Raw genomic sequence first — 24,643 nt, forward strand, 5'->3', positions numbered from 1 at the left:
TCGCCCCTTTTTCTTCTTCTTTCATGGCCTTGCCCCTGCCCGACGCCGATGCCCTGGCTCACAGCCAGCGACTGACCGATGCCCTCGCCGCCGAAATCGCCGGCCGGGGCGGCTGGATCGACTTCGCCCGGTTCATGGAACTGGCGCTCTACGCGCCGGGGCTGGGCTATTACACGGCCGGGGCGCGCAAGTTCGGCGCCGACGGGGACTTCGTCACCGCCCCCGAACTGTCACCCCTCTTCGCCCGCAGCCTGGCGCCCCAGGCGGCCCAGATCATGGCGGCCAGCGGCCCCCGCATCATCGAGGCCGGGGCCGGCACCGGCCGTCTGGCGGCCGACCTGCTGCTGGCCCTGGAGGCCCTGGGCAGCCTGCCGGAAAGCTATGCCATCCTGGACCTGTCGCCTGACCTGCGCCAGCGCCAGGCGGCGACCCTGGAGCAGCGGGCGCCCCATCTGCTGGACCGGGTGCAATGGCTGGATCGCCTGCCGCAGCGCTTCTCCGGCCTGGTGCTGGGCAACGAGGTGCTCGACGCCATGCCCGTGCATGCGGTGGCCTGGCGTGAGAGCGGCATTTTCGAGCGGGGCGTCGGCATCGGCCCCGCAGGCTTTGCCTGGGTCGAACGCCCCGCCACCGGCGAACTGCTGGCCAGGGCCCAGTCCCTGGCGGCCGAATGCACCATTCCGCCGGCCGGCTACATGAGCGAGATCGGCCTCGCAGCGCCGGCCTGGGTGGCCTCCTGGGGGCCGATCCTGGAGCAAGGAGCCCTGCTGCTGCTGGACTACGGTTTTCCCCGGCAGGAGTTCTACCATCCCCAAAGGGGCGGCGGCACCCTGATGTGCCACTACCGCCACCATGCCCACCCGGACCCCTTCCACCTGCCGGGCCTGACCGACATCACCGCCCACGTGGATTTCACGGCAGCGGCCGAAGCCGGTTTCGCCGCGGGCCTGGAAGTGCTGGGCTATACCGCCCAGGGCCAGTTCCTCATGAATGCGGGTCTGCTGGACTGCCTGGCCAGCCTGGCCCCCGGCAGCAGCGAGTACTTCAAGGCCGCGGCCATGGTGCAGAAACTCGTGCAGCCCCATGAAATGGGCGAGCTGTTCAAGGTCATCGCCCTGGGCAAGGGCCTGGCCGAGCCCCTGCTCGGCTTCCAGCGCGGCGACCGCAGCCACACCTTGTAAGCGGCAGCGTTCCGGCCCTTCATATTCCTGCAACGCGGAGGGTGTTTACTGACGGCCCCTAGATGTTTTCGGGAATGCCGTCATGCCCCTTGCCTTGCTCCCCGTTGCTGCCAGTCGTGCCCTCTTCCTGGGGCTACTGTTTCTCTTTGCCCTGCTGCTTTCCGGTGCCGTCCAGGCTGCCGGGGCCAGCGACCTGGTGGCCGTGGGCCAGCTGCGGCTGCAGTCCCAGCGCGTGGCCAAGCTCTACCTGCAGGCCGGTCTGCAGATTCAGGCGGACAGCGCCCGCAATCAGTTGCAGAAAGCCACCCAGCAACTGGAGACGGCTCTTGCCGAACTAGCTCCCTACAGCCGCCAGAGCCGCATGGCGCCAACCCTGCAGCGCACCCAGGCCCTCTGGGTGGAGCTGCGGCAGGCACTGAAGTCCCCCTACACCACGCCGGCCCTGCAGCGGGTGCTGGCGGTCAGCGACGACCTGATGCTGGCCAGCGGCAAGCTGAGCCTGCTGATCGAGGAGCAGAGCGAAGGCAATATGGGGCGCCTGCTGGATCTATCCCAGCGGCAGAACATGCTGGCCCAGCGGCTGGCACGGCTGTATCTGATGGGCTATGCCGGCGACCGCAGCCAGGGGCGCCAGGTGGACGCGGAGCAGGCCCGCCGTGAATTCAACACCGCCCTGGGCGAGCTGGCCGGGGCCCGGGAAAACACCGCCGCCGTGCGCAATGCCCTGGAACTGGCCCGTACCCAATGGCTGTTCTTCGACCAGGCCCTGGTCGGCGGCGGCAGCGGCGCCGGTACGGACAGGCAGAGCCAGGCCCGCAATGTGGCCACTACCAGCGAGCGCATCGCCGAAGTGCTGGAGGAGGTTAGCCGCCAGTACGCCCAGGTCTACAACAGCACCCAGGTGGCGGTGGCGCCGGGGGGCGCCCGCCGCAACTGAGGTGATCCGGGCAGTGCCTATTCCTGGGCGGCGTAGAAGGCGTGGAGATAGAGGGCGGGGTCGATACCCGGTTGCCGCGCCGGTGCCGCCACCAGTTGCAGCTGGGGCTCCAGCCGGGGCGGCTCGGTCCAGTTGGCGTTCAGTACGTCTTCGTCGTAATGGGCGGTGAGGTCGTCGCTGCAGCGGCCCGTGCTCATGTCCATGATGGTCAGCATGTTGCTCTCCTTCACCGTGAGGGGGCGCCCGTCGCCCCCTGTAAGAGGTGTAACGGAGTGCGGCGGGAAAAGGTTGAGCTGTTCCGGGATTTTTTTGCTCCGGTATCAAGAAAGCCGGATTTTGGTCGTAGAATGAAATAGTAATTCCACGAGGAGAACGCCATGGACGTCAATGGCATCGCCAGTCTGGCCACCAGTTTTTCGGAAACCCAGACCAGCAACCAGATTCAAACCGCAGTCCTGAAGAAGGCCCTGGATGCCCAGGCTTCCAGTGCGGCCCAGTTGATCCAGGCCCTGCCCCAGTCCACCGTCAATCTGCCCGACCATCTGGGCAAGAACGTGAACACCACGGCCTGAGCTGCCCGGCCCTGCCGTCGCAGATACCGAAACGCCCCGGCTTGCCGGGGCGTTTGTTTTGGGTGCCGCGGTTCAGAAACCCTGGCCTTGGAGCCAGGCCAGGAGCGACCTGGCCACCTTTTCCCAATCCTGTTCCAGCATCAGCCCGTGGCCCATGCCGGGGAAGATTTCCGGGGTGATGCCGTAGGTGTCCCCGGTCATCTTCACCTGGGCCGCCGGCACCAGGGCATCCAGTTCGGCGCCGATGATCTGCAGGGGCGGCAGCCGCATGCGCAGCAGCTGGGGCAGGTTGAACAGGGACATGTCCCAGATGGCCCGCTGGGACTCCTTCTGCATGTGGCCGTAGTAGCGCAGCAGGCGCTCCGGCTCCACGTCCTGGGCAAAGAGGGCCTGCTCCAGCACGTGGCTGGCCACCTGGCCGCCCCCCAGCAGGTGGTTGAGGTCCCCCAGCAGGTCCGGGCGGGAGAAGACCATCTGCAGGGAAGCCCCCACCAGGCCCTGGGGCGGCACCGAGCACATCAGGACGGCGCCCGGCACCTGGGCCTGCTCGAGGTACTTCTGCACCACGAAGCCGCCCATGGAGTGGCCGATCAGCACCGGCGCCTGTTCCAGTTCCGCCACCGCCCGGCGCACGTCCTCGACGTAATCCTGGATGCTCCACCAGTCGATGCTGTTGTGACCCCAGCTGCCGCCGTGGCCGCGCAGGGAAACGGCATGGGCGTCGTAGCCGGCGGCGGAGAAGAAGGGCAGGAAGTGCTCGTCCCAGCACCAGGCGCCGGCGAAGGCGCCATGGACGAAGAGCAGGGGCGTGGGCCGGGCCTTGGCCTTGCCTTGGGCCGGGCGGGAAATGACTTCAAGGACCTGGTCCTGGGCGCGGGTGTCCATCAGGCGGGCACCTCCATGCCGCGCCGCACGGCGGGCCGCTCGCCCACCAGGGCGGCCCAGCGGGCCACCTGGGGATAGTCCGCCAGGTCGATGCCCTGCCATTCGTGGCGGCTGACCCAGGGGTAGATGGCCATGTCGGCGATGGAATAATCGCCGGCGACGTAGGTCTGGCGTTGCAGCTGGCCCTCGAGGACGCCGTAGAGGCGGGCCGTTTCCGTGCGGAAGCGCTCGATGGCGTAGGGCACCGGAGCCGGGGCGAAGCGCAGGAAGTGGTGGGTCTGGCCGAAGATGGGGCCGATGCCGCCCATCTGGAACATCAGCCATTGCAGCACGGCATAGCGCTCCGGCCCGGCAACGGGCAGGAAGCGGCCGCATTTTTCCGCCAGGTAGATGAGGATGGCGCCGGATTCGAACAGGCTCAGGGGCTGGCCGCCGGGGCCCTCCCGGTCCACGATGGCGGGAATCTTGTTGTTGGGGTTGATGGCCAGGAAGTCCGGGGCAAACTGCTGCTCCCGGGTGATATCCACCGGCTGCACGGCGTAGGGCAGGCCGCACTCTTCGAGCATGATGGAGACCTTGCGGCCGTTGGGGGTGCCCCAGGTGTAGAGGGTGATCATGGCTTTCCTTGGTTCTGTGTCGCGGGGCCGGCTTCCCGTGGTTAAATCGGGGCCGCCGGATGTGGGCGCCAACCTTTCCTGTCTAGGTCTGCACAATGTTGAAATGGCTTCTGACCCTGAGCCTGGGGGTGATACTCCTGGGCCTGTTCCTGCCCCGCCAGCCGGGGCGGCGGCGGGGCCTGCCCGGGGATGTCAATCTGCGCCTGCGCGGCCGGGACTATTTCTTTCCCTTCGGCTCCACCCTGGTCTTTTCTGCCCTGCTGGCCCTGCTCAGCCGTTTTCTCTGAGGGCCGCCGCGACGGCGCCGGCCCGGGCCTGGTGGATGGCGTCGGGGATGCGGGAACGGTCGCCGGCGGCCTTGGCCACGGCCCCCGCATCGACGCTGCGGGCCGCCGCCAGGGCGGTGCGCAGCCGCGCCGGGCTGGCGTAGGGGCGCTCCTCCCAGTCCTTGCGGCCGTTGTAGTCGCAGGCGCAGGCGGCGAGCAATTGCTCGAAACGCTCGGGGCGGCGGAAGGCGTCGGTCTTTTCCAATAGGGTGACCAGGGTCGCCGGCCGCATTTCCAGGCATTTGTGGATGTCGCCGTGGTAGCGGGCGGTGAGCAGGGCCAGGTCCCGGCATTCCACCGGCACCTTGAGGCGGGCGCACAGCGCCTCGCCCAGCTCCACGCTGCGGTGCTCGTGGCCGATGTGCCGGGGCAGGATGTCGGCCGGCGTGGTGCCCTTGCCCAGGTCGTGCAGCAGGGCGGCGAAGCGCACCGGCAGCGGCTCGCCGCGGCTGGCGGCGACGTCGATGACGCGCATGACGTGGTCGAAGGTGTCGATTTCCGGATGGTAGTCGGCCCGCTGGGGCACCCCGTCGAGCTTCTCCAGTTCCGGCAGGAGGCGGGCCAGGGCGCCGCAGTCCTTGAGCACGGCGAACATGCGCGAGGGCCGGGCCTCCATCAGGCCCTTGGCCAGTTCCTGCCACACCCTTTCCGGCACCAGGGCGTCCACCTCGCCGTTGGCCACCATTTCCCGCATCAGGGCCAGGGTTTCCGGGGCCACGGAAAAATCGGTGAAGCGGGCGGAGAAGCGGGCCAGGCGCAGGATGCGCACCGGGTCTTCGACAAAGGCCGGGCCCACATGGCGCAGCACCCGGGCGGCAATGTCCCGGACCCCGCCGTAGGGGTCGGTGAGGCTGCCGTCCTCGCCTTCGGCGATGGCATTGATGGTCAGGTCCCGCCGCGCCAGGTCCTGTTCCAGGGTCACGTCCGGCGCCGCGTGGAAGGCGAAGCCGGCGTAGCCCCGGCCGGTCTTCCTTTCGGTGCGGGCCAGGGCGTATTCCTCATGGGTCTGGGGATGCAGGAAGACGGGGAAATCCTTGCCCACCGGCTTGAAGCCCTGGGCCAGCATGGTCTGGGGATCGGCGCCCACCACCACGTAGTCCCGGTCCTGCACCGGCAGGCCGAGCAGGCGGTCGCGCACGGCGCCGCCGACGACGTAGATCTGCATGAGCGGGGTCAGGCGCCCACCTCGGCCCGGGCGCCGGCAGCCCATTCCTGCATGGCCGGCAGGGCCAGCAGGGTGTCCCGGTAGGCGGCAGCCAGGGGCGGCAGTTCGACGCCGTAGGTGTGGAAGCGGAAGGCCACCGGAGCGTACATGGCATCGGCCACGGAAAAGTCGCCGAAGAGGAAGGGGCCGGCCGCGGCGAAGCGCTCCCGGCAGGAAGTCCAGAGGGCGGCGATGCGGGCGATGTCGGCCAGGACCTCCGGCGTCTGGCCTTCACCGGGGCGGCTGGCAGCCACCTCCATGCTCATGTGTTGGCGCAGGGCGGCAAAGCCGGAGTGCATCTCGGCGCTGACGCTGCGCGCCTCGGCCCGGGCCTTGGGGTCGGCGGGCCACAGGTCCACATGATTCAGGGAGGCTTTTTCGGCCAGGTATTCGCAGATGGCGAGGGAGTCCCACACCGTCAGGTCGCCATCGATCAATGCCGGCACCTTGCCGGAGGGCGAGTGGGCCAGGATCTGGGCCTTGGTGTCCGCCTGGCGCAGGCGCACGGGGATTTCCCGGAAGGGCAGCCCGGCCTGCTTCAGCAGCAGCCAGGGCCGCAGGGACCAGGAGGAGAAGTTCTTGTTGCCGATGACCAGTTGCAGCATGGATTCTCCTCCCGGGCGGGGGGCAGGCGTTCAGCGGCCGGCCTGGCCCCGGAACGTGTTGAACTTGGCGTTGGGATCGGCGGCCAGGTAGGTGGGGGCCACGGATTCCAGGGAGGCGGGGCACCAGCGGGCCGGAGTCTTGGCGCCGGGGGTGGCCACGTTGTCCACCTGCATGGAACGCAGGTTGTCCGGGGACATCAGGGGCTTGGGCGCCAGCCACAGCAGGCCGGCCTGCAGGTAGGCCCAGCCTTCGGAGAGCTTGAACAGGGGCCGCTCCTTGCCGATCACCTTGCCGGTGTACTGGATCAGTTCGCGCAGGCTGTAGACACCGGGGCCGCACAGTTCATAGGTCTGGCCGAAGGTGTCGCTGTCTTCCAGGCTGTCCACGAAGGCCTGGCCCACGTCGTCGATGCACACCGGCTGGAAGCGGGCGTCGGGGAAGCCGATGGGGAACACCGGGGCCAGCTTGAGCAGCTTGGCGAAGGTGTTGAGGAAGGAATCGCCGGCGCCGAAGATGACGGAGGGACGGAACACGGTCACGTCCAGCGGGCCCTGGGCGGCCAGCACGATGGCTTCGCCGTCGCCCTTGGAGCGCAGGTATTCGGAGGGGCCCTTGGCGTCGGCCTTGAGGGCGCTCATGTGCACCAGGCGCTTGACGCCGGCCTGCTGCATGGCGGAGACGACTTTCCGCGGCAGTTCCACATGGGCCTGGGCGAACTTGCGGCCATAGGGCATTTCGCTGTCGCCGTGGAGGATGCCCACCAGATTGATCACCGCGTCCTGGCCGCGCATCAGGGCGAGCAGGTCTTCTTCCTTGTTGATGTTGGCTTCCACCACATCGACCCCGGGCAGGGGCAGCAGGTGCTTGGCCCGTTCCCGACGACGGGAGGGCACGGTGATGCGGATGCCTTCGCGGGCAGACAGCAGGTTGGCAATGTGGCTGCCGACAAAGCCGCTACCGCCCAGCAACAGAATGTTTTTGATCGCCATGATTATCTCTGGAGTGTCGCTTTATAGTCTTTGCGCCGCGCCGATGCCGGCACGATGCTCCCCTCACCTCCCGGCAACGCTGGCGCCGCCGGGAAAGCCCGGATTTTACGGCAAATCTTCCGGTTTTGGCTGGTTCTCGCCACCGCTGCCCTTGGGCAGCACCACCCCCAGCCGGCTTTTCAGGGACTGGGGCCGGCCGTTGTTGAAGAGGGAGGCGTAGTAGACCGAGTTGCTCATCACTTTTTTCACGTAATCCCGGGTCTCGCTGAAGGGGATGGTCTCGGCGTAGATGGCCCCCTCGATGGGCTTGGCCGCCCGCCATTTCTGGGCCCGGCCGGGGCCCGCGTTGTAGGCGGCGGAGGCCAGCACCGGGTGGTTGTCCAGGCTTTCCATGACCATGCGCATGTAGGAGGTGCCGAGCAGCACGTTGGTGTCCGTGTTGGTCACCTGGCCGTGGTCGTAGTCCTTGAGGCCGATCTTCTTCGCCACCCAGCGGGCCGTGGCCGGCATCAGCTGCATCAGGCCGGAGGCGCCGACGGAGGACTTGGCGTTGGTGACGAAGCGGCTTTCCTGGCGCATCAGGCCGTATACCCAGGCGTCGTCCAGCTGCTGCTGGTGCGCCACCGGGCGCACCTGCTCGTCGAAGGGGGAGAGATAGCGCAGGCTGTAGTCGTGCTCGTTCTTGGTGCGGTCGGCGGCGGCGATGGCCCGGTCGTAGATATTGCTGCGACGGGCGATTTCGGCGGCGGCCAGCAGCTCCCGGTCGTCCATGCCGCGCAGGGCCCAGCTCCATTCCTTGGTGCCCTCGAAGCGCAGGTTGGCGCGGAACAGGGCCAGGGCCCGGCGCAGGGCCAGGTTGTCGCCGACCCGGGCCAGTTCCTCCCGGCTCAGGGGGCGGGCCTGGGGCGGCAGCTTGATGGGGCGGCCCAGCTCGTCGTCCGCCAGGTTGCCGTAGAAATTGGGCTGGCCGGCGATGCGCTCGAAAAGGGGGTTGGCCAGGTCGTTACGGCCGGCGGCCTTGTAGGCCCGGCCCAGCCAGTAGGTCCAGCTGGGATCGGCGGCCTGGGTCGGGCTCATGCCTTCGATGGCATGGCGCACCAGGTGCCAGTCCTGGGCACGCAGGGCGGCACGCACCTTCCAGGCCTGGGCTTCGTCGGAGAGGGGCGTCAGGTCGCTGCCGCGGCGGTACCAGTCCAGGGCTTCCGGATAGTGGCGTTGGGCGCCCTGCCAGCCGATCTGGCCCCAGGCCCAGGCCCGATCGGCGGGCGGCAGCTGGCTTTCCAGGGCATCCAGGCGCTGGGCGGCCATGGCCGGATCGTTGCGGGCCACCCGCTGCAGCGCCAGCAGGGCCAGTTCCCGCTGCAGGCGCTGGCTGGTGCCGGAGAGCTTGACCAGGAAAGGCAGGGGTTTGTCCGTCACCTGGTCCCACAGCTTGCGCTCCGGGGTCTGGGCCACGGGCAGGTACTGGGCCGTGTTCCAGGCGGCGCCGAGCTTGTTGATTTCGAACTGGCGGCGGATGCGGGCCCAGACGTCGTCGGAATTGACCTTCTGGGCCGCCACCACGGCGTCCAGCACCGGGTTGCAGGGCTCGGGCACTTCCAGCAGGGTGCGGAACAGGGGCAGGGCGTCGTCCAGGGCCTTCGGGTCCTTGCGTGCCAGGCGGCTCTGCAGGCTGAGGCAGGCCAGGTCCTGGTCGGCCTGGGAAATCTTCGGGTACTCGGCCTCGAACTCGCTCCAGCGCTGCTGCTTGCCGAGCAGGCGCAGCCAGTCGCCGCGCAGCTTCTCGGCGATGTAGGTCTTGTCCTGGCGGGCGAGGAAATCGTTGAGGGCGGCGACGGTGTTGGCGTCGGCCTTCTCCAGCTGGGCGCGGATCTGGAAATACTCCACGTAGGGCGCCAGTTCGTGGTCCCGCAGCTCGGCGGCGAGGCGGTCGAGACGGTTCAGGTCGCCGGCGCGGAAGGCGTCCCGGGCGGCGACGAACTGTTCGTCGCTACCGGCGCGGGCCGGGGCGTTGAGGCCGAGACAGAGGCCGAGCAGGGCGGAGCACAGGGTGAGGCGAAGGGCGAAGCGGGGGCGGGCTGGGGAAGGCGACATCGTGGTGTGATAATCTGGTTCGGCGTCTGCAGGGCAGGCGCTTGAGGCAAGGGGCTGGCGGGAAAATATGCCGTCACGGCAGAGCCACTGGCAGCCCTTTGAGCATAGCACAGGCCGGGGCCCTGCCCGGCCTCCGCAGCGAGCCAATTTCATCTTTCTCCATGACCGCCATTCCCTTCACCCCGCCGCCCGCCCCCGAGAACCGCAACGTCCTGCGCCAGCGCCTCATTGCCGCCCGCCGCGGGCTTTCCGCCGAGGCCGTGGCCCTGCTTTCCGAGGCCATCTGCGGCCACCTCATGGCCGGTTTCCCCGAACTGGAGGGCAAGGTGGTGGGTTTCTGCTGGCCGGTGCAGAACGAGCCGGACCTGCGTTCCCTGCTACTGGAGTGGCAGGCCCGGGGCGGCCGCTCGGCCCTGCCGGTGGTGACGGTGCCCAATGCGCCCCTGGCCTTCCGCGAGTGGCGGGAGGCGACGCTCCTGGCGCCGGACCGCTACGGCATCCCGACGCCCACCGAGGGCCCCTGGCTGGTGCCCCAGGTGCTGCTGCTGCCGGTGAACGGGGTGGACCGGCTGGGCTACCGCCTGGGCTACGGCGGCGGCTTTTTCGACCGCACCCTGGCCAGCCTGGACCCCCGGCCCCTGGCCATCGGCGTCGGCTACGAACTGGCCAGGGTGGCCGACATCGGCCCGGAGCCCCACGACGAGCCTCTGGATGCCCTGGTGACGGAAGCCGGCATCACCCGCTTCCGGCCCTGAGTCGTCGGTGTCGGCCACTGCCGGGAGAGGCAGGCGGGATGGGCGTCTTGAGATGGTGTGGCCGGTGAGCGGCTTGCAATCGGTCTCCCCCGGCAGGTGGTCGGGAGAATGCCGTCTTTCCTGCCTTCCCGGGCAGGCGTAAAGGACCGCTGCCTGCCGCCCTAGGCCAGGCTTTGGCGCAGGGCCGCCAGGTAGCGCAGGCCGGCGATGGCCCGGCTGCCGTACCAGGAGATCATTTCCCCATCCACCGTCAGCACTGGGGTGCCGCCCGTGGCCGGGTCGGCGGCCAGTTCCAGGGCGTCCTTGTCGCGGAAGGGATAGGGCTCGCTCGGCAGCAGGATGCGCCCGGCCTGGCGGGCCAGGGCCAGGTCCACTTCCGGATAGCGTTCGGCGGCGTCGGCGGGCAGGCTGTCCCAGCCGGCGGCGGCCAGCATGCGGGAAATGTAGGTGTCCCGGCTGACGCTCATCCAGGGCTTCTTCCAGATCAGGTAGAGCACCGTCTCCCGGGGCAGGTCGGCCACGGCGTCCGCCAGTTCGGCCCGGGCCGCGGCGTAGTCGGCGCAGAGCCGCTCCGCCTCCCCTTCCTTGCCGAAGAGATGGCCCAGCAGGCGGTACAGGGCCGGATTGTCGTCCGGGCCCAGGGGATGGGTGACGACGATGTGGGGCACGAAGGACTCCAGAGCCGCCACTTCCTCGCGCCGGTTTTCATCCACATTGACGATGACGTGGGTGGGGGCCAGGGCGCGGATCTTCTCCACGGAGAAACCCTTGGTGCCGCCCACCTTGGGCACGGCCTGCAGGGCCTGCCGCGGATGCACGCAGAAGCCGGTGCGCCCCACCAGCTGCGGGCCCAGGCCCAGGTCCCACAGCAGCTCGGTGATGGAGGGCACCAGGGACACCAGGCGCAGTTCGCCCTGATCGGCGGACCAGGCGGGGTGCGGCTTGCCGAGGGCGTCGGGCCATTGCATCATCGGGCATCCATGAACGTGAAGGAGCAGCGATGCTAGCGCAAAAAATTGCGGTGGTGACGGGTGCCGCCCGGGGCTTGGGTCTGGCCGTGGCCGGCCTGTTGGCCGAGCAGGGTTGCCGGGTGGTGCTGGTGGGGCGGCGGGAAGGTCCACTGCAGGCGGCCTGCGCCGAACTGGCCGGGCGCGGCCTGGCGGTGGCGGCCCAGGTGGCCGACGTCACCCGGGGCGAGGACGTGGCCCGGCTGGCCGCCTTCCTGGAGCGGGAATACGGCGGCGTGGACATCCTGGTGAATAACGCCGGGGTCTTCCTCGAACCTCACGATTTTGCCGACCCGGCCAGCGGCAGCCTGCTGCGGGTCGATCCGGCGCTGGTGGCGGCGACCCTGGAGGCCAACACCCTGGCGCCCCTGCGCCTGATGCAGGCCCTGGTGCCCCTGATGCGGCGACGGGGCTGGGGGCGCATCGTCAATGTCTCCTCCGGCATGGGCCAGCTGTCCACCATGGGCGGCGCCTGGCCCGGCTACCGGGCCTCGAAGACGGCCCTCAACGCCCTCACCCGCATCCTGGCGGCGGAACTGGCCGCGGAAGGGGCGGCGATCAAGGTCAATGCGGTGTGTCCCGGCTGGTGCCGCACCGAGATGGGCGGCAGCGACGCCCAGCGCAGCGCCGAGGAGGGCGCCCGCAGCATCCTGTGGGCCGCCACCCTGCCCGACGACGGGCCCAGCGGCGGCTTCTTCCGGGACGGCCAGCCCCTGGACTGGTAAGGCTCAGCGCCGGGGCGGGGCGCCCGCCGGGGCTTGCTGCTCCCGGGGCGTCGGCTCCGGCGTGGCGTCCAGCTGGGCCTTGATGCGCGCCGTGATCTCGGCGGCGGGCATGGCGTAGGGGAACTTGGCGACAAAGCCACTATCCGGCCCCAGCAGGTACATGCCGGCGGAGTGGTCCATCCAGTACTGGTCCGAGCCCGGCTCCTGGACCTTCTCGTAGCGCGCCTTGAAGTTGTCGGCGACGCCCCGCACCAGGGCCGGCGATCCGGTGAGGCCGAGGATGCGCGGGTTGAAGAAGGCGACGTAGTTGCCCAGGACCTTGGGCGTGTCCCGCTGCGGGTCCACGCTGATGAAAATGGGCTGCACCCGCTTGCCCGCCTCTCCCAGCTGTTCCAGGATGGCCGCCATTTCGGCCAGGGTGGTGGGGCAGACGTCGGGGCAGGAGGTGTAGCCGAAGGTGATCAGCTGGAACTGGCCGCCGAAGTCCTGGTTGGTGACCACGTTGCCGTACTGGGTCTGCAGCAGGTAGCGGGGCTGCACGCCGACGGCGATGTCGTCGCCGCTGGCGGCCAGATGGCGGGCCGGGTTGAGAGGCTTGGCCGGGGCCTGGGCGGCGGCCGGCAGGGCAAGGGCGGCACCCAGGGCCAGCAGGGCGAGCTTGAGACGGGCGTGTTTCATGGTCAGCGGGCCACGGCGTCGGCGGAGGCAGGCGGCAATTGCTCAGCCAGGGCTTCGGCCTTGCGGGCCAGTTCCGGGGCGGCGGGGCAGGTGCCCCCCTGGCGCGAGCGCTCCAGGAAAGCGTTCTGGGTGGCCCCTTCGAAAGCCTCGCCGTACTGGCGGGTCTTGGGGGCGCGCTGGATCACCAGCCCCTTGATCCGTGCCACCACCTCTTTCTGGCCACAGGCCAGGGCGGTGCCGTTGAGGCGGCCCAGCTCGGTGAGGGCCTGCAGTACCGATTCGGGCGACAAATCCGCCGCCCGGGCGGGTTGGGCGGCCAACAGCGAGAGGGGTAGCAGGAGCAGGGCAAGACGGCGCATAGGGTCCTCGGAAGCAGGGAGAATGGGCGGATGATAGCCCGGCCCGGGGCCGCCTGATTTGATATAGGCCGGATTTGTCGCCGCCCCGGACCCCGCGGTGGCGGCGGGGCCTGTGGGATAATCCGCCCCATGTCTGCTCCCAACCTGCCCGCCGGCGCCCCCGAACTGGTCGCCGTCATCGAGGCGGCCCTGGCCGCCCGTCCCGAGGAACGCATCCTGCGCCTCAGCCACGAGGGCCAGTCCCTGGTGGTGAAGCGCGCCTCCGACCAGACCCGGGCCCCCTGGGTCACCTGGATCGCCGCCCGCATCGCCGGCAGCCTTTCGCCCCAGCCCCTGCCGCGGCAGTCTCTGGCCCTGTCGGATCAGGGCGGCCTGATCCGCATCGAAGCCCGCCGCCTGCGCAGCCTCCACGCCGCCGGGGTGAAAGTGCCCCGGGTGCTGGCGGAAGGGGCCGGCTGGCTGGCCCTGGAGGCGGTGGGCGACACCCTGGAACACGCCCGCACGGACCGTCCGCGGCAAGAATGGGATGACCTGCTGCTGCGGGCCATGGACGACCTGGCGGCCTTCCACCGGGCCGGCCACTGGCACGGCGGCAGCCAGGTGAAAAACCTGATGCTGTGGCAGGGCGAGATTTACCGCATCGATTTCGAGGAAGACATCGGCGAGCACCTGCCCCTGGCCGTGGCCCAGACCCTGGACCTGGTGCTGCTGGTCAATTCCTGCCTGCTCCTCGACGACCGGGGCGAAGCCGCCTGGCAGACCATGGGCGAGGCCCTGCTGGAGCGCTACTTCGCCGCCCACCCGGCGGCCGACATCCGCCGCTGCCTGCGGCGGGCCATGCTGTGGCTGCGCGCCATCACCTTCCTGGCCCGGCCCTGGCGCCACAAACGGGGCCGCAGCCTGCGCCGGGTATTCCTGCTGCGCCGTTGCCTGGAGAGTGTATTGCCCTAGGGCAACACCAGGGCCAGGGCCAGGGGCAGGAACAGGAGGGCGGCCAGGTTGCCGAGCAGGACGATGGAGGCCACCTGGTCCGGCTCCTGGCGATAGCGTTCGGCGAAGACGTAGTTGAGCACGGCCGGCGGCAGGGCGCCGAAGATCACCAGCAGGGCTTTCTGCTGCCCTTCCAGGCCCAAGGCCAGGGCGGTGGCGTAGGCCAGCAGCAGGCCCACCAGGGGCCGGGCCAGGGCGCCCCACAGGCCGACCCGCACCGCCGACAGGCTGGAGCCGGCCAGGCGCACGCCGAGGGAAAAGAGCAGCAGGGGAATGGAGACGTCGCCCAGCATCTTGATGGCCAGCTTCAGGGGCGGCCAGATGGGAATGTGCAGCAGGCTCACCGCCAGGCCGACCAGACTGGCCAGCACCACGGGAATGCGCCACAGGTTGGTCAGGCGGGTGTGGTGGTCGAGCAGCCAGGCGCCGAAGGAGAAGTGCAGCAGGTTGGAGACCATGAACAGCACCACCATGGGGGCCAGGGCCCCGTCGCCGAAGGCCAGCACCGCCAGGGGCAAACCCAGGTTGCCGCAGTTGTTGAACATCATGGGCGGCACGAAGGTCTTGGGGGCGCTGCCCAGCAGACGGGCCAGGCCCCAGCCGGCGAGGCCGGAGCCGACCACGCCCACCACGGCGCCTACGGCCAGACCCCAGTTGGCGGCCAGGTCGAAGGATTTGTCGGCCATGGCGGCGAAGACCAGGGCCGGCACGAACACTTCCATGTTGAGCTGGTTGGCGAAGGCCATGTCCGGCTGCTTCTTGCGGCCGTAGAGCCAGCCGAAGAAGACGATGGCGAAGAGGGGAAAGACGATGGCGACGATGCGCAGCAGCATGCCGGCTCCAGGGCGGGGTTCCGGGAGAGTGTAACGGCGGCCCGGGCGGGGCGGCCATCAGGGTTGCCCCTAGGTGGAGGGCGCCGGGGCGGCCTGCCGCCGCCCCGCTTCTTACAGCACGTAGCGGGAGAGGTCCTCGTCCCGGGACAGTTCACCCAGGCGGGCATCCACGTAGGCGCCGTCCACGGTGAGGGTCTCGGCGCCGGACTTGCCGGCGGTGAAGGAGACTTCCTCCAGCAGCTTTTCCATGACCGTGTACAGGCGGCGGGCACCGATGTTCTCGGTCTTTTCATTGACCGAGTAGGCGATTTCCGCCAGGCGCCTGATGCCATCGGCGGTGAATTCCAGCTTCAGGCCCTCGGTGCCGAGCAGGGCCTGGTACTGGCGCGTCAGGCAGGCGTCGGTCTGGGTCAGGATCTGCTCGAAATCGGAGACGGAGAGGGAATCCAGTTCCACCCGGATGGGCAGGCGGCCCTGCAGCTCGGGGATCAGGTCCGACGGCTTGGCCAGGTGGAAGGCGCCGCTGGCGATGAAGAGGATGTGGTCCGTCTTGACCATGCCGTACTTGGTGGACACGGTGGTGCCTTCCACCAGGGGCAAGAGGTCCCGCTGCACGCCCTGGCGGGAAACGTCGGCGCCGTGGGCGTCGGAGCGGGAGGCGATCTTGTCGATCTCGTCGAGGAAGACGATGCCGTTCTGCTCCACGTTCTTCAGGGCTTCCAGCTTCACTTCCTCGTCATTGACCAGCTTGGCCGCCTCTTCCTCCACCAGCAGCTTCATGGCTTCGGGAATCTTCAGCTTGCGCGACTTCTTGCGGGCCGTGCCCATGCTCTGGAACATGCCCTGGATCTGGCTGGTCAGCTCTTCCATGCCCGGCGGCGCGAAAATCTCCGCCTGCATGCCGGGGGCGGCCACCTCGATGTCGATTTCCTTGTCGTCCAGCTCGCCCTCCCGCAGCTTCTTGCGGAATTTCTGGCGGGTGGTGGAATCCTCGCTGCTGCCCTGGTTCTCGTTGAAGAAGCCGGCACCCCGGGCGGGAGGCAGCAGGGCGTCGAGGACCCGGTCCTCGGCCGCGTCTTCGGCCCGGGCCCGCACCCTCTTCATGGCCTGCTCGCGCTGGCCCTTGATGGCGGTCTCCATGAGGTCGCGGATGATGGTGTCCACGTCCCGGCCCACATAGCCCACCTCGGTGAACTTGGTGGCCTCGATCTTGATGAAGGGGGCATTGGCCAGGCGCGCCAGGCGGCGGGCGATCTCGGTCTTGCCGACGCCGGTGGGGCCGATCATGAGGATGTTCTTCGGCGTGATCTCGTGGCGCAGGCCCTCTTCCACCTGGGAGCGGCGCCAGCGGTTGCGCAGGGCGATGGCCACGGCCTTCTTGGCCTGGGCCTGACCGACGATGTGCTTGTCCAGCTCGTGCACGATTTCCTGGGGAGTCATCTGGGTCATGGCGTCCTTACTCCAGGGTCTCGATGGTGAAATTGCGGTTGGTGTAGATGCACAGGTCGCCGGCGATCTCCAGGGACTTGCGCACCACCTCGCCGGGGGCCAGCTCGGTGTTCTCGATCAGGGCCCGGGCGGCGGACTGGGCGTAGGCGCCGCCGGAACCGATGGCGACGATGCCGTACTCCGGTTCCAGCACGTCGCCGTTGCCGGTGATGATGAGGGAGGACTCCCGGTCGGCGACGGAGAGCATGGCCTCCAGCCGGCGCAGGGCCCGGTCGCTGCGCCAGTCCTTGGCCAGTTCCACGGCGGAGCGGACCAGGTTGCCCTGGTGCTTTTCCAGCTTGGCCTCGAAGCGCTCGAAGAGGGTGAAGGCGTCGGCGGTGCCGCCGGCAAAGCCGGCCAGGATGCGGTCGTTGTAGAGGCGGCGCACCTTGCGCGCCGTGGCCTTGACGACGATGTTGCCCAGGGTCACCTGGCCGTCGCCGCCCATGGCGACGGAGGCGCCGCGGCGCACCGAGAGGATGGTGGTGCCGTGATACTGTTCCATGCGGTTTCTTCAGTTCGGGAAAGAAGGGGAAATGCGCTGCCGCCCGCGCCACGGCGGGGCGGCAGGCTGCCAATTCACTTGCGTGCCGGCTCGATGCGGGCCACCGCATTGACCCCCACCACCGCCAGCAGCTCGAACACCAGGCGGTTGGTGTTGCGGATGATGACCGCCTTGCCGGCGGATTTGCAGGGGGTCAGCATATTCACCAGGGCGCCGGCGCTGACGAAGTCGATGCGCACCACGGCGGTGAAATCCAGGACCACCGGGTCCCGGCTTTCGGCGAAATCCTTGAGGTCGTTGAAGCGGGCGTTTTTCAGTTCGCCGCTGAGACGGTAGGCCTCGTCGCCCTCGCTGCCGTCCGTACAGTCCGGACACTGGGCGGCGGCCACCGGGGTGGCCTGGACCCGGGCCGGGTCCCAGGAGGGAGGCGACACTTCGAAGGTGACGGCGTAATCCACCGCCCGCTCCTCGAACTGTTCCTGGCGGCCGGCCCGTTGCAGCAGCTCCAGCTGCAGCAGCCAGCACTGGGGATTCTCGGCCTTGCCGGTGACCGCGGCAGCGGCCAGCAGGCCTTCCAGGGCCTCGATGCCGGCCAGTTCCAGCACCTGCTTGCGCTTGGCCGACTGCTGCAACAGCTTGAGGAAGCGCTCGGCCCCGGCATCGTCCAGCTGCTGCACCTTGGACAGGTCCAGGCGCTGCTTCTGGTTCTTCTCCAGGGCATCGGCCAGGATGCCGAAAGCGGCGTGGTTGCTGCCTTCCATGGCGCCCTTGAAGAGAGTGGTAGGCGTGCCGCCAGCCACCACCGCCTCGGCCTTCTTGGTATCGCACCAGGCCGGCGGGGATCGCTCGAAAATGCGGGCGAAGTCCAGTTCCAGGTTTTCGAAGGCGGCCTTGTCGCCGTGCAGCTGGTAGAAATCGAACAGCATCATCCACAGGCGGATGGCCGTGGGGCCGGAACGGTAGCGGCCCACCGCGTCTTCCAGGGTGGCCTTGGCGACGCCTTCCTGGCCGTTGGCGTAGAGCACGGCGGCCTGCTCCACCACGGCTTCCAGGGGATCGCTTTCGTTATCCAGCTCGATGCCGCCGGATTCCAGGTCGCCGAGGGAGAAGCCGGTGAAGTCCAGGGACATGGAATCCACGGCCGGGGCGGCCTTGGAGGGAGTTTCGAGGGGCGCGGCGGCGGGCGCGGCAGGAGCCCCGGCGGGCTGGGGCGCGGCGGCCGGGGTCGGCGCCGGTACCTTGACCATGCGGGCTTCGGGAACCTTGTTGTCTTCGCGACTCTTCTTGAACAGCGAGAAAATCATGGCCTGCTTTCAGTGGGCAGCAAAACGCCGCAGCAGTATATAACGACTAGCTTATGACTTTTATCACACTACGCCGTCATGCCGCAATCCGGGGAAAACCGCGCGCCAGCAGGGCGCTGGCGGCCCCCAGGAGAACCAGCAGCAGGGCCAGCACCGGGCCGAAGGGCTGATCCAGGACCAGGGCCAGGGCGAAGGCCAGCAGGTGGGCCAGGCCGCCCAGGAGGGCGCCCAGCCACAGGGCGGCACGCCAGCTGCGGGCCCAGGGGGCGGCGGCCAGGGGGGGAATGAAGACCAGGGCGAAGGCGGCCATGACGCCGACGCTGGTGGTGGCCAGGGCCAGGATGCCGGCCACCACCAGGTCGAAGGCCAGGTGCAGGCGGCGGCTGGAGCGGCCCCGGGCCCGGTAGAAGTCCGGATAGAAATGGGACAGCAGCAGGGGCCGGGAAAGCCAGCGCAGCAGGGGCACGGCCACGGCGAAGGCACCCAGGGCGGCGAGGAAATGGCTGCGGTCGGTGAAATAGAGCTGGCCGTCGAAGAGGGCATGGCCCAGGCGCTCGGCAAGAGGCAGGTTGGCTGCCAGCAGCACGGCGGTGCCCCAGCCGGCCAACAGCAGCATGGCGTAGGCGGCGCCCCGGGTGGCTTCGGCCGCCTCCTCGAAGGCGTTTTTCACCGCCGCCGCCAGGAAGGCCGCAGCCGGGCCGCCCAGGACCAGGGGCAGGGCCAGAGCTGCCGCCGAAAGGCTGCCGGCAGCGGCCATCTGGGCGTAGGAGAGGGCCGCCAGCCACTCGCCGCGCAGGCGCAGGTAGGCGCCGCAGAGGGGTAGCAGCAGGGCGAAGACCAGGCCGGTGAGGCAGGGCCAGAGAAAGAGGGGGTCGGACAGCAGATCCAGGTTCATGGCCGCAGCCCTCCCGGCAGGCGTACCACCCGCTGGCAGGCGGCGGCGACGAAATCGTCGTCGTGGCTGACCAGGACGATGCCGGCCCCGGCCGCCGCCCGGGCGGCGATGGCGGCTCCCAGGGCGGCCACGCCCTGGGGGTCCAGGTTGTTGGTGGGTTCGTCGAGCAGGATCACGTCCGCCGGCGCCTGCAGGCAGGCCCACAGGTGCAGGAACTGCAGCTGGCCGCCGGAAAGCCGGTCCAGGCGCTCCTCCAGCCGGGCCGCCAGCCAGGGCGGCAGGCCGGCGGCGCTGGCGCCGGTAAGGGCCAGCAGCTCCCGGCCGTTGAGGGGGATGCCGGCCACCGCCGGCTGGCGCTGGGTCTGCCAGGAGATTTCCACCCCCGGCGCCAGCTCGACGCTGCCGGCAAAACGCCGGCCGGCGCCGGCCAGGGCCGAGAGCAGGGTGCTCTTGCCCGAACCGTTGGGCCCCGCCAGCCCCAGCACCTCGCCCCGGGCCAGGGTGAAATCCACCGGCCCCACCACGGGCCGGCCGTAGCCGGCGACGAGGGCGGCAACGCTGAGCAGGGGATGGGCGGAGGCAGTGGGCATGGAGGGTTCAGCGCAGGGCGGCCAGGAGGCGGTTCACCGTGTCGTCGAAAAGGGAGAACAGGTCCTTGGCCTCGGCCGTGCCGCCCACGGTGAAGGGCAGGATCACGGCGGGGATGCCGGCCTTGTCGGCGATCCAGCGGGAGGGGGCATCATACTGGTAAGCGGGCCGCAGGACCATGCGCCCCGGGTTGTGCTGCTGCCGCGCCAGCACTTCCGCCAGGTAGCCGGAAGACGGTTCCATGCCCGGCTTCTGCTCCAGCACGCCGACCTGCTTCAGGCCGAGCCAGGCATTGAGGTAGGGGAAGGCGTCGTGCTGCACCAGTACCGGCACGCCCTTGAGCGGGGCGGCCTTGGCTTCCCAGCGGGCGATGGCGGCCTTCCAGCGTTCGGCGAAGCTGCGGTAGCCGGCCTGGTAGGCCTGGGCCTGGGCCGGGTCCAGCTGGGCCAGGCGCTCGGCCAGGGCCTCGCCGATTTTCAGGTAGAGGCGCGGATCGGTCTGGATGTGGGGATTGCCGCCGGCATGGACGTCACCGTGGGAGCGGTCCAGCACCGCCGGCACTTCGCGCAGGGTGACGTAGCGGGCCGCCTCGAAATAGCCGGGCTGGCCGCTCTGGATCGCCGGATTGCCCGACTCCCGCTGCACCAGGGGCAGCCAGCCCACCTCCAGCTCGGCGCCGGTGGCCACCAGCAGCTGGGCGTTGCGGCCCCGGGCGATGAGGGAGGGCTTGGCCTCGATGCGGTGGGGGTCCTGCAGGCCGTTGGTGGCGGCCACCACATTGACCTTGTCGCCGCCGATCTCCTTCACCAGGGCCGCCCATTCGGGCACCGTGGCCAGCACATTGAGCGCCGCCTGGGCCGGCAGGGTGAAAGCCAGGAGCAGTAAAACAATCAGTCGTTGCATGGAAATTCCTTTCAGCCGGCGGAGGGGCAAAGCCCGCACCGCCAAAAAATTCAGATCACCTTGAAAACCGCGCGAGTGCCGGCGAGGCTAGGCGCGAGGGTCCGCCGTGTGCTCTTGCACACAAGGCCCCGAGTAACGAAGCATCGCCGGTGCCAGCGTGGTTTTTAAAATTTGTGGGCGCCGTGGGTGCCCAGACTCTGGATGTATTGCAGGAACACCTGGTTGTCCGTCTCCCCCAGCCCGGACTGGTCCCGCGCCAGCTGCACGCGGAAGCGGGAGAACTCGCTGGGGCTGTAGTCGAACATGACGCTGTTGCGGGTCGGGTTGTGGCTGGCCATGACCGGGAAGTCGGAACCGCTGAGGATGCCGTTCTTCGCCAGGCCGATGTCCACCGTGCCGTAGTCGAGGCGGTCGTGGCGCAGGCCGGCGCGCCAGCGCGGCATGAACTGGTACACCCCTTGCAGGTACCAGCCGGACTGCTTGCTCTCGTAGCTGCCGCTGCAATCGCCGCCGCAGGCGCCGGCGGCCGAGTTGCTGGCCAGGGTGCCGCTTTCGGTGCGGCGGAAGTACTCGCCCTGGAGGGTGAAGTTGGTGACGCTGGGGTTGCCGTTGGGCGCCCACTTCCACACCCCGTCCAGGATCCACAGGCGGCTCTTGCCGCTGAAGGTGTCGTCCACCGCCGCCCCCAGGCTGTCCGTGTCCTGGTAGGTACGGTCCTTGGGCGAGGTGCCCAGGTAGGAGAGGCCGGCGCGCCAGGCGTTGCTGGGGCCCACGTCGCCGCCCAGGTGGGCGAAGAGGACGCCGGTGGTGGTGCCGTTCTTGTTGCGGTCGGTGCTGGGGAAGGACTGGCCGCGGCCGGCTTCGGCGCCGATCTCGAGGAAGGTCTTGGTGGGCGCCAGCCAGCGCAGCTGCACCCCGTCCTGGCCGAACTGGTTGCCGAGGAAGGCCTTGTAGGCCAGGGGCGCATCGACGAAGTCCCAGGCGTGGGCGTGCTGCTCGTTGAGATAGCCGAGGCTGGAGAAGAAGCGGCCGGCCTTGAAGTTGAAGCCGCGGCCCAGGCCCAGGCTCTCGATGTAGGCGTTTTCCATGTCCACGCCGCCTTCGGGCTTCAGGGCGGCGATGGCGACGCCGCGCCAGTTGGGGTCCACGTTGGCGCTCAGCACCAGCTCGGTCTCGCCCAGGCTGAAGCTGCGGCTGCCGGGGCCCACTTCGCCCAGGGTCGGGGTGAAGCCGGTGATCTGGTAGCTGTTGGGGTCCTTCTTCAGGTTGTTGTAGGTGCCGGTGAGGATGAGGGAGATTTCCGGGTTGAAGGCATTGGCCCGCACCGGTTCCCGGCTGCGGGAGGCCTGGGCGCTCTCGGCGCTGGCCTTGGCCTCGCCGGCGGTGGCGCTGGCATCCACCGCCGTCTTCTCGGCCTTGACGGCCTTGGTTTCAGCCTGGGCCAGGCGCCCTTCCAGGGCGGCGATGCGCTGCTCGTAGGCGCGCTGCATCTGCTGCAGCTGCTCGCGCATCTGCTTCATTTCCCGGGCCACGTCGGCATCGGGAGCGGCCTGGGCGGCGCCGGCGGCCAGGGCAAACGAAACGGCCAGGGCCAGGGGGGTGTAACGGGGAGTGAACATGGTCTACCTCAATTCAAATCTGACAACGACGGGACAGCGACGGCCGCCCGCCCCGGGCCGGAGAGGCAAGGGGGATGCGGCTCTTCATGGCTCGTTGCTCAGGATCGAGGCGGGGCGCCCTGGCGGGGCAGGGGGGTCGGCAGATGGCGCCAGCGGGACGCGCTGGCGATGGCCGGCTCGAAAGCGGCCAGGGACAAGGGCAGGGGAGCAGCCGTCGCCGCCAGGGGCGTCGCGTGGCCGCCCAGGTGCAGGCAGACGAGACAGGACTCGGCCACCGGGCCGGCCCCCTCCTCGCCCTGCAGGTGGCTGGCCAGGTGCAGCAGCCACACCGCCGCCAGCAACAGGGGCAGCAGGGCCAGCCAGCGGACGAGGCGGGCGGGGGGGCGGCAGCGCGGCGCCGGCATCATGGCGGTTTAGACGGCCTGCCCGTCGGCATCGCGAACGCCGCCGCAGAACATGGTGAAGGCCTTCTCCACGTGGTCCTTGGCGAAGTTGCGCACGATGAACACCAGCCGGGTGCTGCGGTCGTTGAAGGGTTCGGCTTCCGGCCAGGCATCCAGCACCAGGGTCGGGTAGCGGGTGTGCTGCACGCAATGCACCACCCGGGGCTGCGCCTCCCCGGCCACGTGCACCAGGCCCTTGACCCGCAGGATGCGGTCGCCGCAGGTGGCCAGCAGCACGTCCAGGGCTTCGAGGAAATCGCCCCAGTGCAGGGGCTCGGCAAAGCGCAGGGTGAAGGCGTGCACCAGGGCGTCGTGCCGGTTGGGATCGTGGTCGTGGCCGCTGTGGTTGGCCCGGGTCGCCTTGACCGCTTCCTCCGCCAGCCAGCGGGCCACTTCCGGCGCCTTGGCGGCGGCGTTGAAGGTGCCGCTGTCGAGGAACCAGGCGGCGTCGGCCCGGCCCTGCACCACCACATGGCGCGGCGCGCCGGGGTTGAGGCGCTGCAGGCGGCGCTCCAGGCGCGGCAGGGCCTCGGGATCGGCGAGCAGGTCGGTCTTGGTCAGCAGCAGGCGGTCGGCCATGGTGACCTGCTTCACCGCCTCGAAGTGGCGCGACAGCTGGCCCTCGGCATGGGTGGCATCCACCGCCGTGATGACGCCGTCGGTACGGTAGCGCTCGGCGATGAAGAAGTCTTCCATCAGGGTATGCATCACCGGCGCCGGATCGGCCAGGCCGGTGGTCTCGATCAGCACCCGCTTCAGGGCCTTGATCTCGCGCCGCTGGGCGCGCATGGCCAGGTCCTTCAGGGCCCGCACCAGGTCGCCGCGCACGGAGCAGCAGAGGCAGCCGGAGTCGAGCAGCACCAGGTTCTCGTCCACCTTTTCCACCAGATGGTGGTCCAGACCGGTTTCGCCGAACTCGTTGATGAGCACGGCCGTATCCGCCATCTCCGGCTGGCGCAGGAGGTGGTTGAGCAGGGTGGTCTTGCCGGCGCCGAGGAAGCCGGTGAGGACGCTGACGGGAACGCGGCGGTCCATGGTCTTATGCGCTTACCAGGGCTTGCCGATGCACTGGCGCAGGCCCTTCTCGAAAATGTCCCGGGGCAGGTTGCGGCCGATGAAGACGATGCGCGACTCCCGCGCCTCGTTCTCGGCCCAGGGCCGGCCCACGTTGGTGGCCACCAGCATGTGCACCCCCTGCAGGATGATCTGGTGGGCCTGGCCGGTCACGGCCAGGAGGCCCTTGTAGCGCAGCATGTCCTCGCCGTAGACCTGCACCAGGGCGCCGAAGAATTCGTCCAGGCGGGCCGGGTCGAACTCGCCGTGAGTGGTGAAGGCGAAGCTGCTGATGGCGTTGTTGTGGTGATGGTGGTGGCCGCTGGCGAGGAAATCCGGCTCCCGCTCCAGCACCGACTCCAGGGAGAAGCTGTTCACGTCCAGCAGGGCCGCCAGGTCCACGCCCTGGCCCTGGAGCGTCTCATAGATAGCGGCGCGGCCGTTGATGTCCACCAGGCGGGCGATCAGGGCGGCCTTCTCGGCCTCGCTCACCAGGTCGGTCTTGGTCAGCAGCAGGCGGTCGGCAAAGCCCACCTGCTCCTGGGCGATCTCGTGCTGGTCCAGCTGCACCATGGCGTGCTTGGCATCCACCAGGGTGAGGATGGCGTCCAGGCGGTAGGCCTGGGCCACTTCCGGCTCCACCAGGAAGGTCTGGGCCACCGGGCCCGGGTCGGCCAGGCCGGTGGTCTCGATCAGCACCCGGTCGAAATGCAGGGTGCCGTTGGCGCGCTTTGCCACCAGCTCGCCCAGGATGCGGGTGAGGTCGCCGCGCACGGTGCAGCAGATGCAGCCGTTGTTCATCTCCACGATCTGCTCTTCGCTTTCCAGCAGCAGGTCGTTGTCCACCCCCACTTCGCCGAATTCGTTTTCGATGACGGCGATGCGCTGGCCGTGGGCTTCCTTGAGGATGCGGTTGAGCAGGGTGGTCTTGCCGCTGCCGAGGAAGCCGGTGAGCAGGGTGACGGGAATACGGGGATCGGTGGTGAGCATGGCGGCTTTCAGGGCTGGGCGGCGGCGCAGGCGGGGCACTGGCCGTGGAGATCCACTTCCATGCGGGCCAGGCGGAAGCCGGCGGGGAGTTCGGGGG

The 24,643-nt window shown here is 69.2% G+C and carries 28 protein-coding genes; 7 read left to right on the forward strand and 21 right to left on the reverse strand.

The window, feature by feature from the left end; translation table 11 throughout:
* Positions 1 to 23: 23 nt before the first annotated feature.
* Together AC1RTA_RS07200 and AC1RTA_RS07205 are read left to right on the forward strand one after the other, a co-directional pair.
* Positions 24 to 1,181, forward strand: coding sequence for a class I SAM-dependent methyltransferase (locus AC1RTA_RS07200; RefSeq protein WP_130459702.1), 1,158 nt, complete (start codon positions 24 to 26; stop codon positions 1,179 to 1,181).
* Positions 1,182 to 1,263: 82 nt separating this feature from the next.
* Complete coding sequence (locus AC1RTA_RS07205) at positions 1,264 to 2,118, forward strand: type IV pili methyl-accepting chemotaxis transducer N-terminal domain-containing protein (protein WP_130459703.1); 855 nt, start codon at positions 1,264 to 1,266, stop codon at positions 2,116 to 2,118.
* A gap of 17 nt (positions 2,119 to 2,135) precedes the next feature.
* Here AC1RTA_RS07205 and AC1RTA_RS07210 read toward each other — a convergent pair whose 3' ends face one another.
* A complete protein-coding gene (locus AC1RTA_RS07210) occupies positions 2,136 to 2,333 on the reverse strand; it encodes a hypothetical protein (RefSeq protein ID WP_130459704.1) in 198 nt (65 codons plus the stop codon).
* Positions 2,334 to 2,495: 162 nt separating this feature from the next.
* Between AC1RTA_RS07210 and AC1RTA_RS07215 the strand changes: the two genes are divergently transcribed.
* Entirely contained in the window at positions 2,496 to 2,690 is a 195-nt protein-coding gene (locus AC1RTA_RS07215; RefSeq protein WP_014235800.1) for a YjfB family protein, read from the forward strand.
* A gap of 72 nt (positions 2,691 to 2,762) precedes the next feature.
* Here the strand turns inward: AC1RTA_RS07215 and AC1RTA_RS07220 are convergent, their stop codons facing one another.
* Complete coding sequence (locus AC1RTA_RS07220) at positions 2,763 to 3,575, reverse strand: alpha/beta hydrolase (protein ID WP_014235799.1); 813 nt, start codon at positions 3,573 to 3,575, stop codon at positions 2,763 to 2,765.
* Positions 3,575 to 4,192 carry a glutathione S-transferase family protein gene (locus AC1RTA_RS07225; protein ID WP_492784360.1) on the reverse strand — a complete coding sequence of 206 codons (618 nt, stop codon included), beginning with the start codon at positions 4,190 to 4,192 and terminating at the stop codon, positions 3,575 to 3,577. The genes AC1RTA_RS07220 and AC1RTA_RS07225 overlap by 1 nt, the downstream gene beginning before the upstream one ends.
* Before the next feature lie 95 nt (positions 4,193 to 4,287).
* On the opposite strand from AC1RTA_RS07225, the gene AC1RTA_RS07230 reads away from it, so the two are divergent.
* Positions 4,288 to 4,479 (forward strand): DUF2905 domain-containing protein, encoded by a 192-nt coding sequence (locus tag AC1RTA_RS07230; protein WP_130459707.1) that lies wholly within the window; start codon positions 4,288 to 4,290, stop codon positions 4,477 to 4,479.
* Here the strand turns inward: AC1RTA_RS07230 and AC1RTA_RS07235 are convergent.
* The 4 genes from AC1RTA_RS07235 to AC1RTA_RS07250 all read right to left on the reverse strand — a co-directional run bounded on the left by AC1RTA_RS07235 (position 4,463) and on the right by AC1RTA_RS07250 (position 9,411).
* On the reverse strand, positions 4,463 to 5,683 hold the full coding sequence (locus AC1RTA_RS07235; RefSeq protein ID WP_130459708.1) for a multifunctional CCA addition/repair protein: 1,221 nt from the start codon (positions 5,681 to 5,683) through the stop codon (positions 4,463 to 4,465). The genes AC1RTA_RS07230 and AC1RTA_RS07235 overlap by 17 nt on opposite strands.
* A gap of 8 nt (positions 5,684 to 5,691) precedes the next feature.
* On the reverse strand, positions 5,692 to 6,324 hold the full coding sequence (locus tag AC1RTA_RS07240) for a glutathione S-transferase family protein (RefSeq protein WP_416244272.1): 633 nt from the start codon (positions 6,322 to 6,324) through the stop codon (positions 5,692 to 5,694).
* 33 nt (positions 6,325 to 6,357) lie between these two features.
* Positions 6,358 to 7,317 carry a complex I NDUFA9 subunit family protein gene (locus AC1RTA_RS07245; protein ID WP_492784361.1) on the reverse strand — a complete coding sequence of 320 codons (960 nt, stop codon included), beginning with the start codon at positions 7,315 to 7,317 and terminating at the stop codon, positions 6,358 to 6,360.
* Between the two features lie 105 nt (positions 7,318 to 7,422).
* Positions 7,423 to 9,411 (reverse strand): lytic transglycosylase domain-containing protein, encoded by a 1,989-nt coding sequence (locus tag AC1RTA_RS07250; protein ID WP_492784362.1) that lies wholly within the window; start codon positions 9,409 to 9,411, stop codon positions 7,423 to 7,425.
* Positions 9,412 to 9,572: 161 nt separating this feature from the next.
* Here AC1RTA_RS07250 and AC1RTA_RS07255 point away from each other — a divergent pair, with 161 nt between their 5' ends.
* On the forward strand, positions 9,573 to 10,166 hold the full coding sequence (locus AC1RTA_RS07255) for a 5-formyltetrahydrofolate cyclo-ligase (RefSeq protein WP_492784363.1): 594 nt from the start codon (positions 9,573 to 9,575) through the stop codon (positions 10,164 to 10,166).
* A 161-nt stretch (positions 10,167 to 10,327) separates the two neighbouring features.
* Here the strand turns inward: AC1RTA_RS07255 and AC1RTA_RS07260 are convergent, their stop codons facing one another.
* A complete protein-coding gene (locus tag AC1RTA_RS07260) occupies positions 10,328 to 11,137 on the reverse strand; it encodes a helical backbone metal receptor (protein ID WP_492784364.1) in 810 nt (269 codons plus the stop codon).
* 29 nt (positions 11,138 to 11,166) lie between these two features.
* On the opposite strand from AC1RTA_RS07260, the gene AC1RTA_RS07265 reads away from it, so the two are divergent.
* Entirely contained in the window at positions 11,167 to 11,898 is a 732-nt protein-coding gene (locus tag AC1RTA_RS07265; RefSeq protein WP_287874668.1) for an SDR family NAD(P)-dependent oxidoreductase, read from the forward strand.
* Between the two features lie 3 nt (positions 11,899 to 11,901).
* Here AC1RTA_RS07265 and AC1RTA_RS07270 read toward each other — a convergent pair whose 3' ends face one another.
* Together AC1RTA_RS07270 and AC1RTA_RS07275 are read right to left on the reverse strand one after the other, a co-directional pair.
* On the reverse strand, positions 11,902 to 12,576 hold the full coding sequence (locus AC1RTA_RS07270; protein WP_492784365.1) for an SCO family protein: 675 nt from the start codon (positions 12,574 to 12,576) through the stop codon (positions 11,902 to 11,904).
* Positions 12,577 to 12,578: 2 nt separating this feature from the next.
* Entirely contained in the window at positions 12,579 to 12,935 is a 357-nt protein-coding gene (locus AC1RTA_RS07275) for a hypothetical protein (protein WP_014235788.1), read from the reverse strand.
* Positions 12,936 to 13,064: 129 nt separating this feature from the next.
* Between AC1RTA_RS07275 and AC1RTA_RS07280 the strand changes: the two genes are divergently transcribed.
* A complete protein-coding gene (locus AC1RTA_RS07280; RefSeq protein ID WP_492784366.1) occupies positions 13,065 to 13,886 on the forward strand; it encodes a hypothetical protein in 822 nt (273 codons plus the stop codon).
* Here AC1RTA_RS07280 and AC1RTA_RS07285 read toward each other — a convergent pair.
* From AC1RTA_RS07285 to AC1RTA_RS07335, 11 genes are all read right to left on the reverse strand, one after another.
* The gene (locus AC1RTA_RS07285; protein ID WP_416243597.1) at positions 13,883 to 14,758 is read right to left on the reverse strand and encodes an AEC family transporter; all 876 of its coding nucleotides are present in this window, start codon (positions 14,756 to 14,758) and stop codon (positions 13,883 to 13,885) included. The genes AC1RTA_RS07280 and AC1RTA_RS07285 overlap by 4 nt on opposite strands.
* A 111-nt stretch (positions 14,759 to 14,869) precedes the next feature.
* On the reverse strand, positions 14,870 to 16,207 hold the full coding sequence (gene hslU / locus AC1RTA_RS07290) for an ATP-dependent protease ATPase subunit HslU (protein ID WP_492784367.1): 1,338 nt from the start codon (positions 16,205 to 16,207) through the stop codon (positions 14,870 to 14,872).
* A gap of 7 nt (positions 16,208 to 16,214) precedes the next feature.
* Complete coding sequence (gene hslV / locus AC1RTA_RS07295; RefSeq protein WP_014235692.1) at positions 16,215 to 16,751, reverse strand: ATP-dependent protease subunit HslV; 537 nt, start codon at positions 16,749 to 16,751, stop codon at positions 16,215 to 16,217.
* A 74-nt stretch (positions 16,752 to 16,825) separates the two neighbouring features.
* On the reverse strand, positions 16,826 to 18,055 hold the full coding sequence (locus AC1RTA_RS07300; RefSeq protein ID WP_014235693.1) for an STAS domain-containing protein: 1,230 nt from the start codon (positions 18,053 to 18,055) through the stop codon (positions 16,826 to 16,828).
* A 76-nt stretch (positions 18,056 to 18,131) separates the two neighbouring features.
* A complete protein-coding gene (locus tag AC1RTA_RS07305) occupies positions 18,132 to 18,950 on the reverse strand; it encodes a metal ABC transporter permease (protein WP_492784368.1) in 819 nt (272 codons plus the stop codon).
* The gene (locus AC1RTA_RS07310) at positions 18,947 to 19,540 is read right to left on the reverse strand and encodes an ATP-binding cassette domain-containing protein (RefSeq protein ID WP_492784369.1); all 594 of its coding nucleotides are present in this window, start codon (positions 19,538 to 19,540) and stop codon (positions 18,947 to 18,949) included. Before AC1RTA_RS07310 ends, AC1RTA_RS07305 begins: the two co-directional genes overlap by 4 nt.
* A gap of 7 nt (positions 19,541 to 19,547) precedes the next feature.
* Positions 19,548 to 20,441 carry a metal ABC transporter substrate-binding protein gene (locus tag AC1RTA_RS07315; RefSeq protein WP_492784370.1) on the reverse strand — a complete coding sequence of 298 codons (894 nt, stop codon included), beginning with the start codon at positions 20,439 to 20,441 and terminating at the stop codon, positions 19,548 to 19,550.
* 164 nt (positions 20,442 to 20,605) lie between these two features.
* A complete protein-coding gene (locus AC1RTA_RS07320) occupies positions 20,606 to 22,060 on the reverse strand; it encodes a coiled-coil domain-containing protein (protein ID WP_492784371.1) in 1,455 nt (484 codons plus the stop codon).
* Between the two features lie 98 nt (positions 22,061 to 22,158).
* Complete coding sequence (locus tag AC1RTA_RS07325) at positions 22,159 to 22,467, reverse strand: hypothetical protein (RefSeq protein ID WP_492784372.1); 309 nt, start codon at positions 22,465 to 22,467, stop codon at positions 22,159 to 22,161.
* A 6-nt stretch (positions 22,468 to 22,473) separates the two neighbouring features.
* Positions 22,474 to 23,538 carry a CobW family GTP-binding protein gene (locus AC1RTA_RS07330; RefSeq protein ID WP_492784373.1) on the reverse strand — a complete coding sequence of 355 codons (1,065 nt, stop codon included), beginning with the start codon at positions 23,536 to 23,538 and terminating at the stop codon, positions 22,474 to 22,476.
* A gap of 12 nt (positions 23,539 to 23,550) precedes the next feature.
* Positions 23,551 to 24,546 carry a CobW family GTP-binding protein gene (locus tag AC1RTA_RS07335; protein ID WP_492784374.1) on the reverse strand — a complete coding sequence of 332 codons (996 nt, stop codon included), beginning with the start codon at positions 24,544 to 24,546 and terminating at the stop codon, positions 23,551 to 23,553.
* Positions 24,547 to 24,643: the final 97 nt, after the last annotated feature.

The sequence above is a fragment of the Azospira sp. MPR-E4 genome (assembly GCF_058809645.1).

What these genes read in the sequence shown, in the direction of transcription:
- AC1RTA_RS07200 (WP_130459702.1), top strand. Translation starts at nt 24, where the DNA reads ATGGCCTTGCCCCTGCCCGACGCCGATGCCCTGGCTCACAGCCAGCGA.
- AC1RTA_RS07205 (WP_130459703.1), top strand. Translation starts at nt 1,264, where the DNA reads ATGCCCCTTGCCTTGCTCCCCGTTGCTGCCAGTCGTGCCCTCTTCCTG.
- AC1RTA_RS07210 (WP_130459704.1), bottom strand. Translation starts at nt 2,333, where the DNA reads ATGCTGACCATCATGGACATGAGCACGGGCCGCTGCAGCGACGACCTC.
- AC1RTA_RS07215 (WP_014235800.1), top strand. Translation starts at nt 2,496, where the DNA reads ATGGACGTCAATGGCATCGCCAGTCTGGCCACCAGTTTTTCGGAAACC.
- AC1RTA_RS07220 (WP_014235799.1), bottom strand. Translation starts at nt 3,575, where the DNA reads ATGGACACCCGCGCCCAGGACCAGGTCCTTGAAGTCATTTCCCGCCCG.
- AC1RTA_RS07225 (WP_492784360.1), bottom strand. Translation starts at nt 4,192, where the DNA reads ATGATCACCCTCTACACCTGGGGCACCCCCAACGGCCGCAAGGTCTCC.
- AC1RTA_RS07230 (WP_130459707.1), top strand. Translation starts at nt 4,288, where the DNA reads ATGTTGAAATGGCTTCTGACCCTGAGCCTGGGGGTGATACTCCTGGGC.
- AC1RTA_RS07235 (WP_130459708.1), bottom strand. Translation starts at nt 5,683, where the DNA reads ATGCAGATCTACGTCGTCGGCGGCGCCGTGCGCGACCGCCTGCTCGGC.
- AC1RTA_RS07245 (WP_492784361.1), bottom strand. Translation starts at nt 7,317, where the DNA reads ATGGCGATCAAAAACATTCTGTTGCTGGGCGGTAGCGGCTTTGTCGGC.
- AC1RTA_RS07250 (WP_492784362.1), bottom strand. Translation starts at nt 9,411, where the DNA reads ATGTCGCCTTCCCCAGCCCGCCCCCGCTTCGCCCTTCGCCTCACCCTG.
- AC1RTA_RS07255 (WP_492784363.1), top strand. Translation starts at nt 9,573, where the DNA reads ATGACCGCCATTCCCTTCACCCCGCCGCCCGCCCCCGAGAACCGCAAC.
- AC1RTA_RS07260 (WP_492784364.1), bottom strand. Translation starts at nt 11,137, where the DNA reads ATGATGCAATGGCCCGACGCCCTCGGCAAGCCGCACCCCGCCTGGTCC.
- AC1RTA_RS07265 (WP_287874668.1), top strand. Translation starts at nt 11,167, where the DNA reads ATGCTAGCGCAAAAAATTGCGGTGGTGACGGGTGCCGCCCGGGGCTTG.
- AC1RTA_RS07270 (WP_492784365.1), bottom strand. Translation starts at nt 12,576, where the DNA reads ATGAAACACGCCCGTCTCAAGCTCGCCCTGCTGGCCCTGGGTGCCGCC.
- AC1RTA_RS07275 (WP_014235788.1), bottom strand. Translation starts at nt 12,935, where the DNA reads ATGCGCCGTCTTGCCCTGCTCCTGCTACCCCTCTCGCTGTTGGCCGCC.
- AC1RTA_RS07280 (WP_492784366.1), top strand. Translation starts at nt 13,065, where the DNA reads ATGTCTGCTCCCAACCTGCCCGCCGGCGCCCCCGAACTGGTCGCCGTC.
- AC1RTA_RS07285 (WP_416243597.1), bottom strand. Translation starts at nt 14,758, where the DNA reads ATGCTGCTGCGCATCGTCGCCATCGTCTTTCCCCTCTTCGCCATCGTC.
- hslU (WP_492784367.1), bottom strand. Translation starts at nt 16,207, where the DNA reads ATGACCCAGATGACTCCCCAGGAAATCGTGCACGAGCTGGACAAGCAC.
- hslV (WP_014235692.1), bottom strand. Translation starts at nt 16,751, where the DNA reads ATGGAACAGTATCACGGCACCACCATCCTCTCGGTGCGCCGCGGCGCC.
- AC1RTA_RS07300 (WP_014235693.1), bottom strand. Translation starts at nt 18,055, where the DNA reads ATGATTTTCTCGCTGTTCAAGAAGAGTCGCGAAGACAACAAGGTTCCC.
- AC1RTA_RS07305 (WP_492784368.1), bottom strand. Translation starts at nt 18,950, where the DNA reads ATGAACCTGGATCTGCTGTCCGACCCCCTCTTTCTCTGGCCCTGCCTC.
- AC1RTA_RS07310 (WP_492784369.1), bottom strand. Translation starts at nt 19,540, where the DNA reads ATGCCCACTGCCTCCGCCCATCCCCTGCTCAGCGTTGCCGCCCTCGTC.
- AC1RTA_RS07315 (WP_492784370.1), bottom strand. Translation starts at nt 20,441, where the DNA reads ATGCAACGACTGATTGTTTTACTGCTCCTGGCTTTCACCCTGCCGGCC.
- AC1RTA_RS07320 (WP_492784371.1), bottom strand. Translation starts at nt 22,060, where the DNA reads ATGTTCACTCCCCGTTACACCCCCCTGGCCCTGGCCGTTTCGTTTGCC.
- AC1RTA_RS07325 (WP_492784372.1), bottom strand. Translation starts at nt 22,467, where the DNA reads ATGATGCCGGCGCCGCGCTGCCGCCCCCCCGCCCGCCTCGTCCGCTGG.
- AC1RTA_RS07330 (WP_492784373.1), bottom strand. Translation starts at nt 23,538, where the DNA reads ATGGACCGCCGCGTTCCCGTCAGCGTCCTCACCGGCTTCCTCGGCGCC.
- AC1RTA_RS07335 (WP_492784374.1), bottom strand. Translation starts at nt 24,546, where the DNA reads ATGCTCACCACCGATCCCCGTATTCCCGTCACCCTGCTCACCGGCTTC.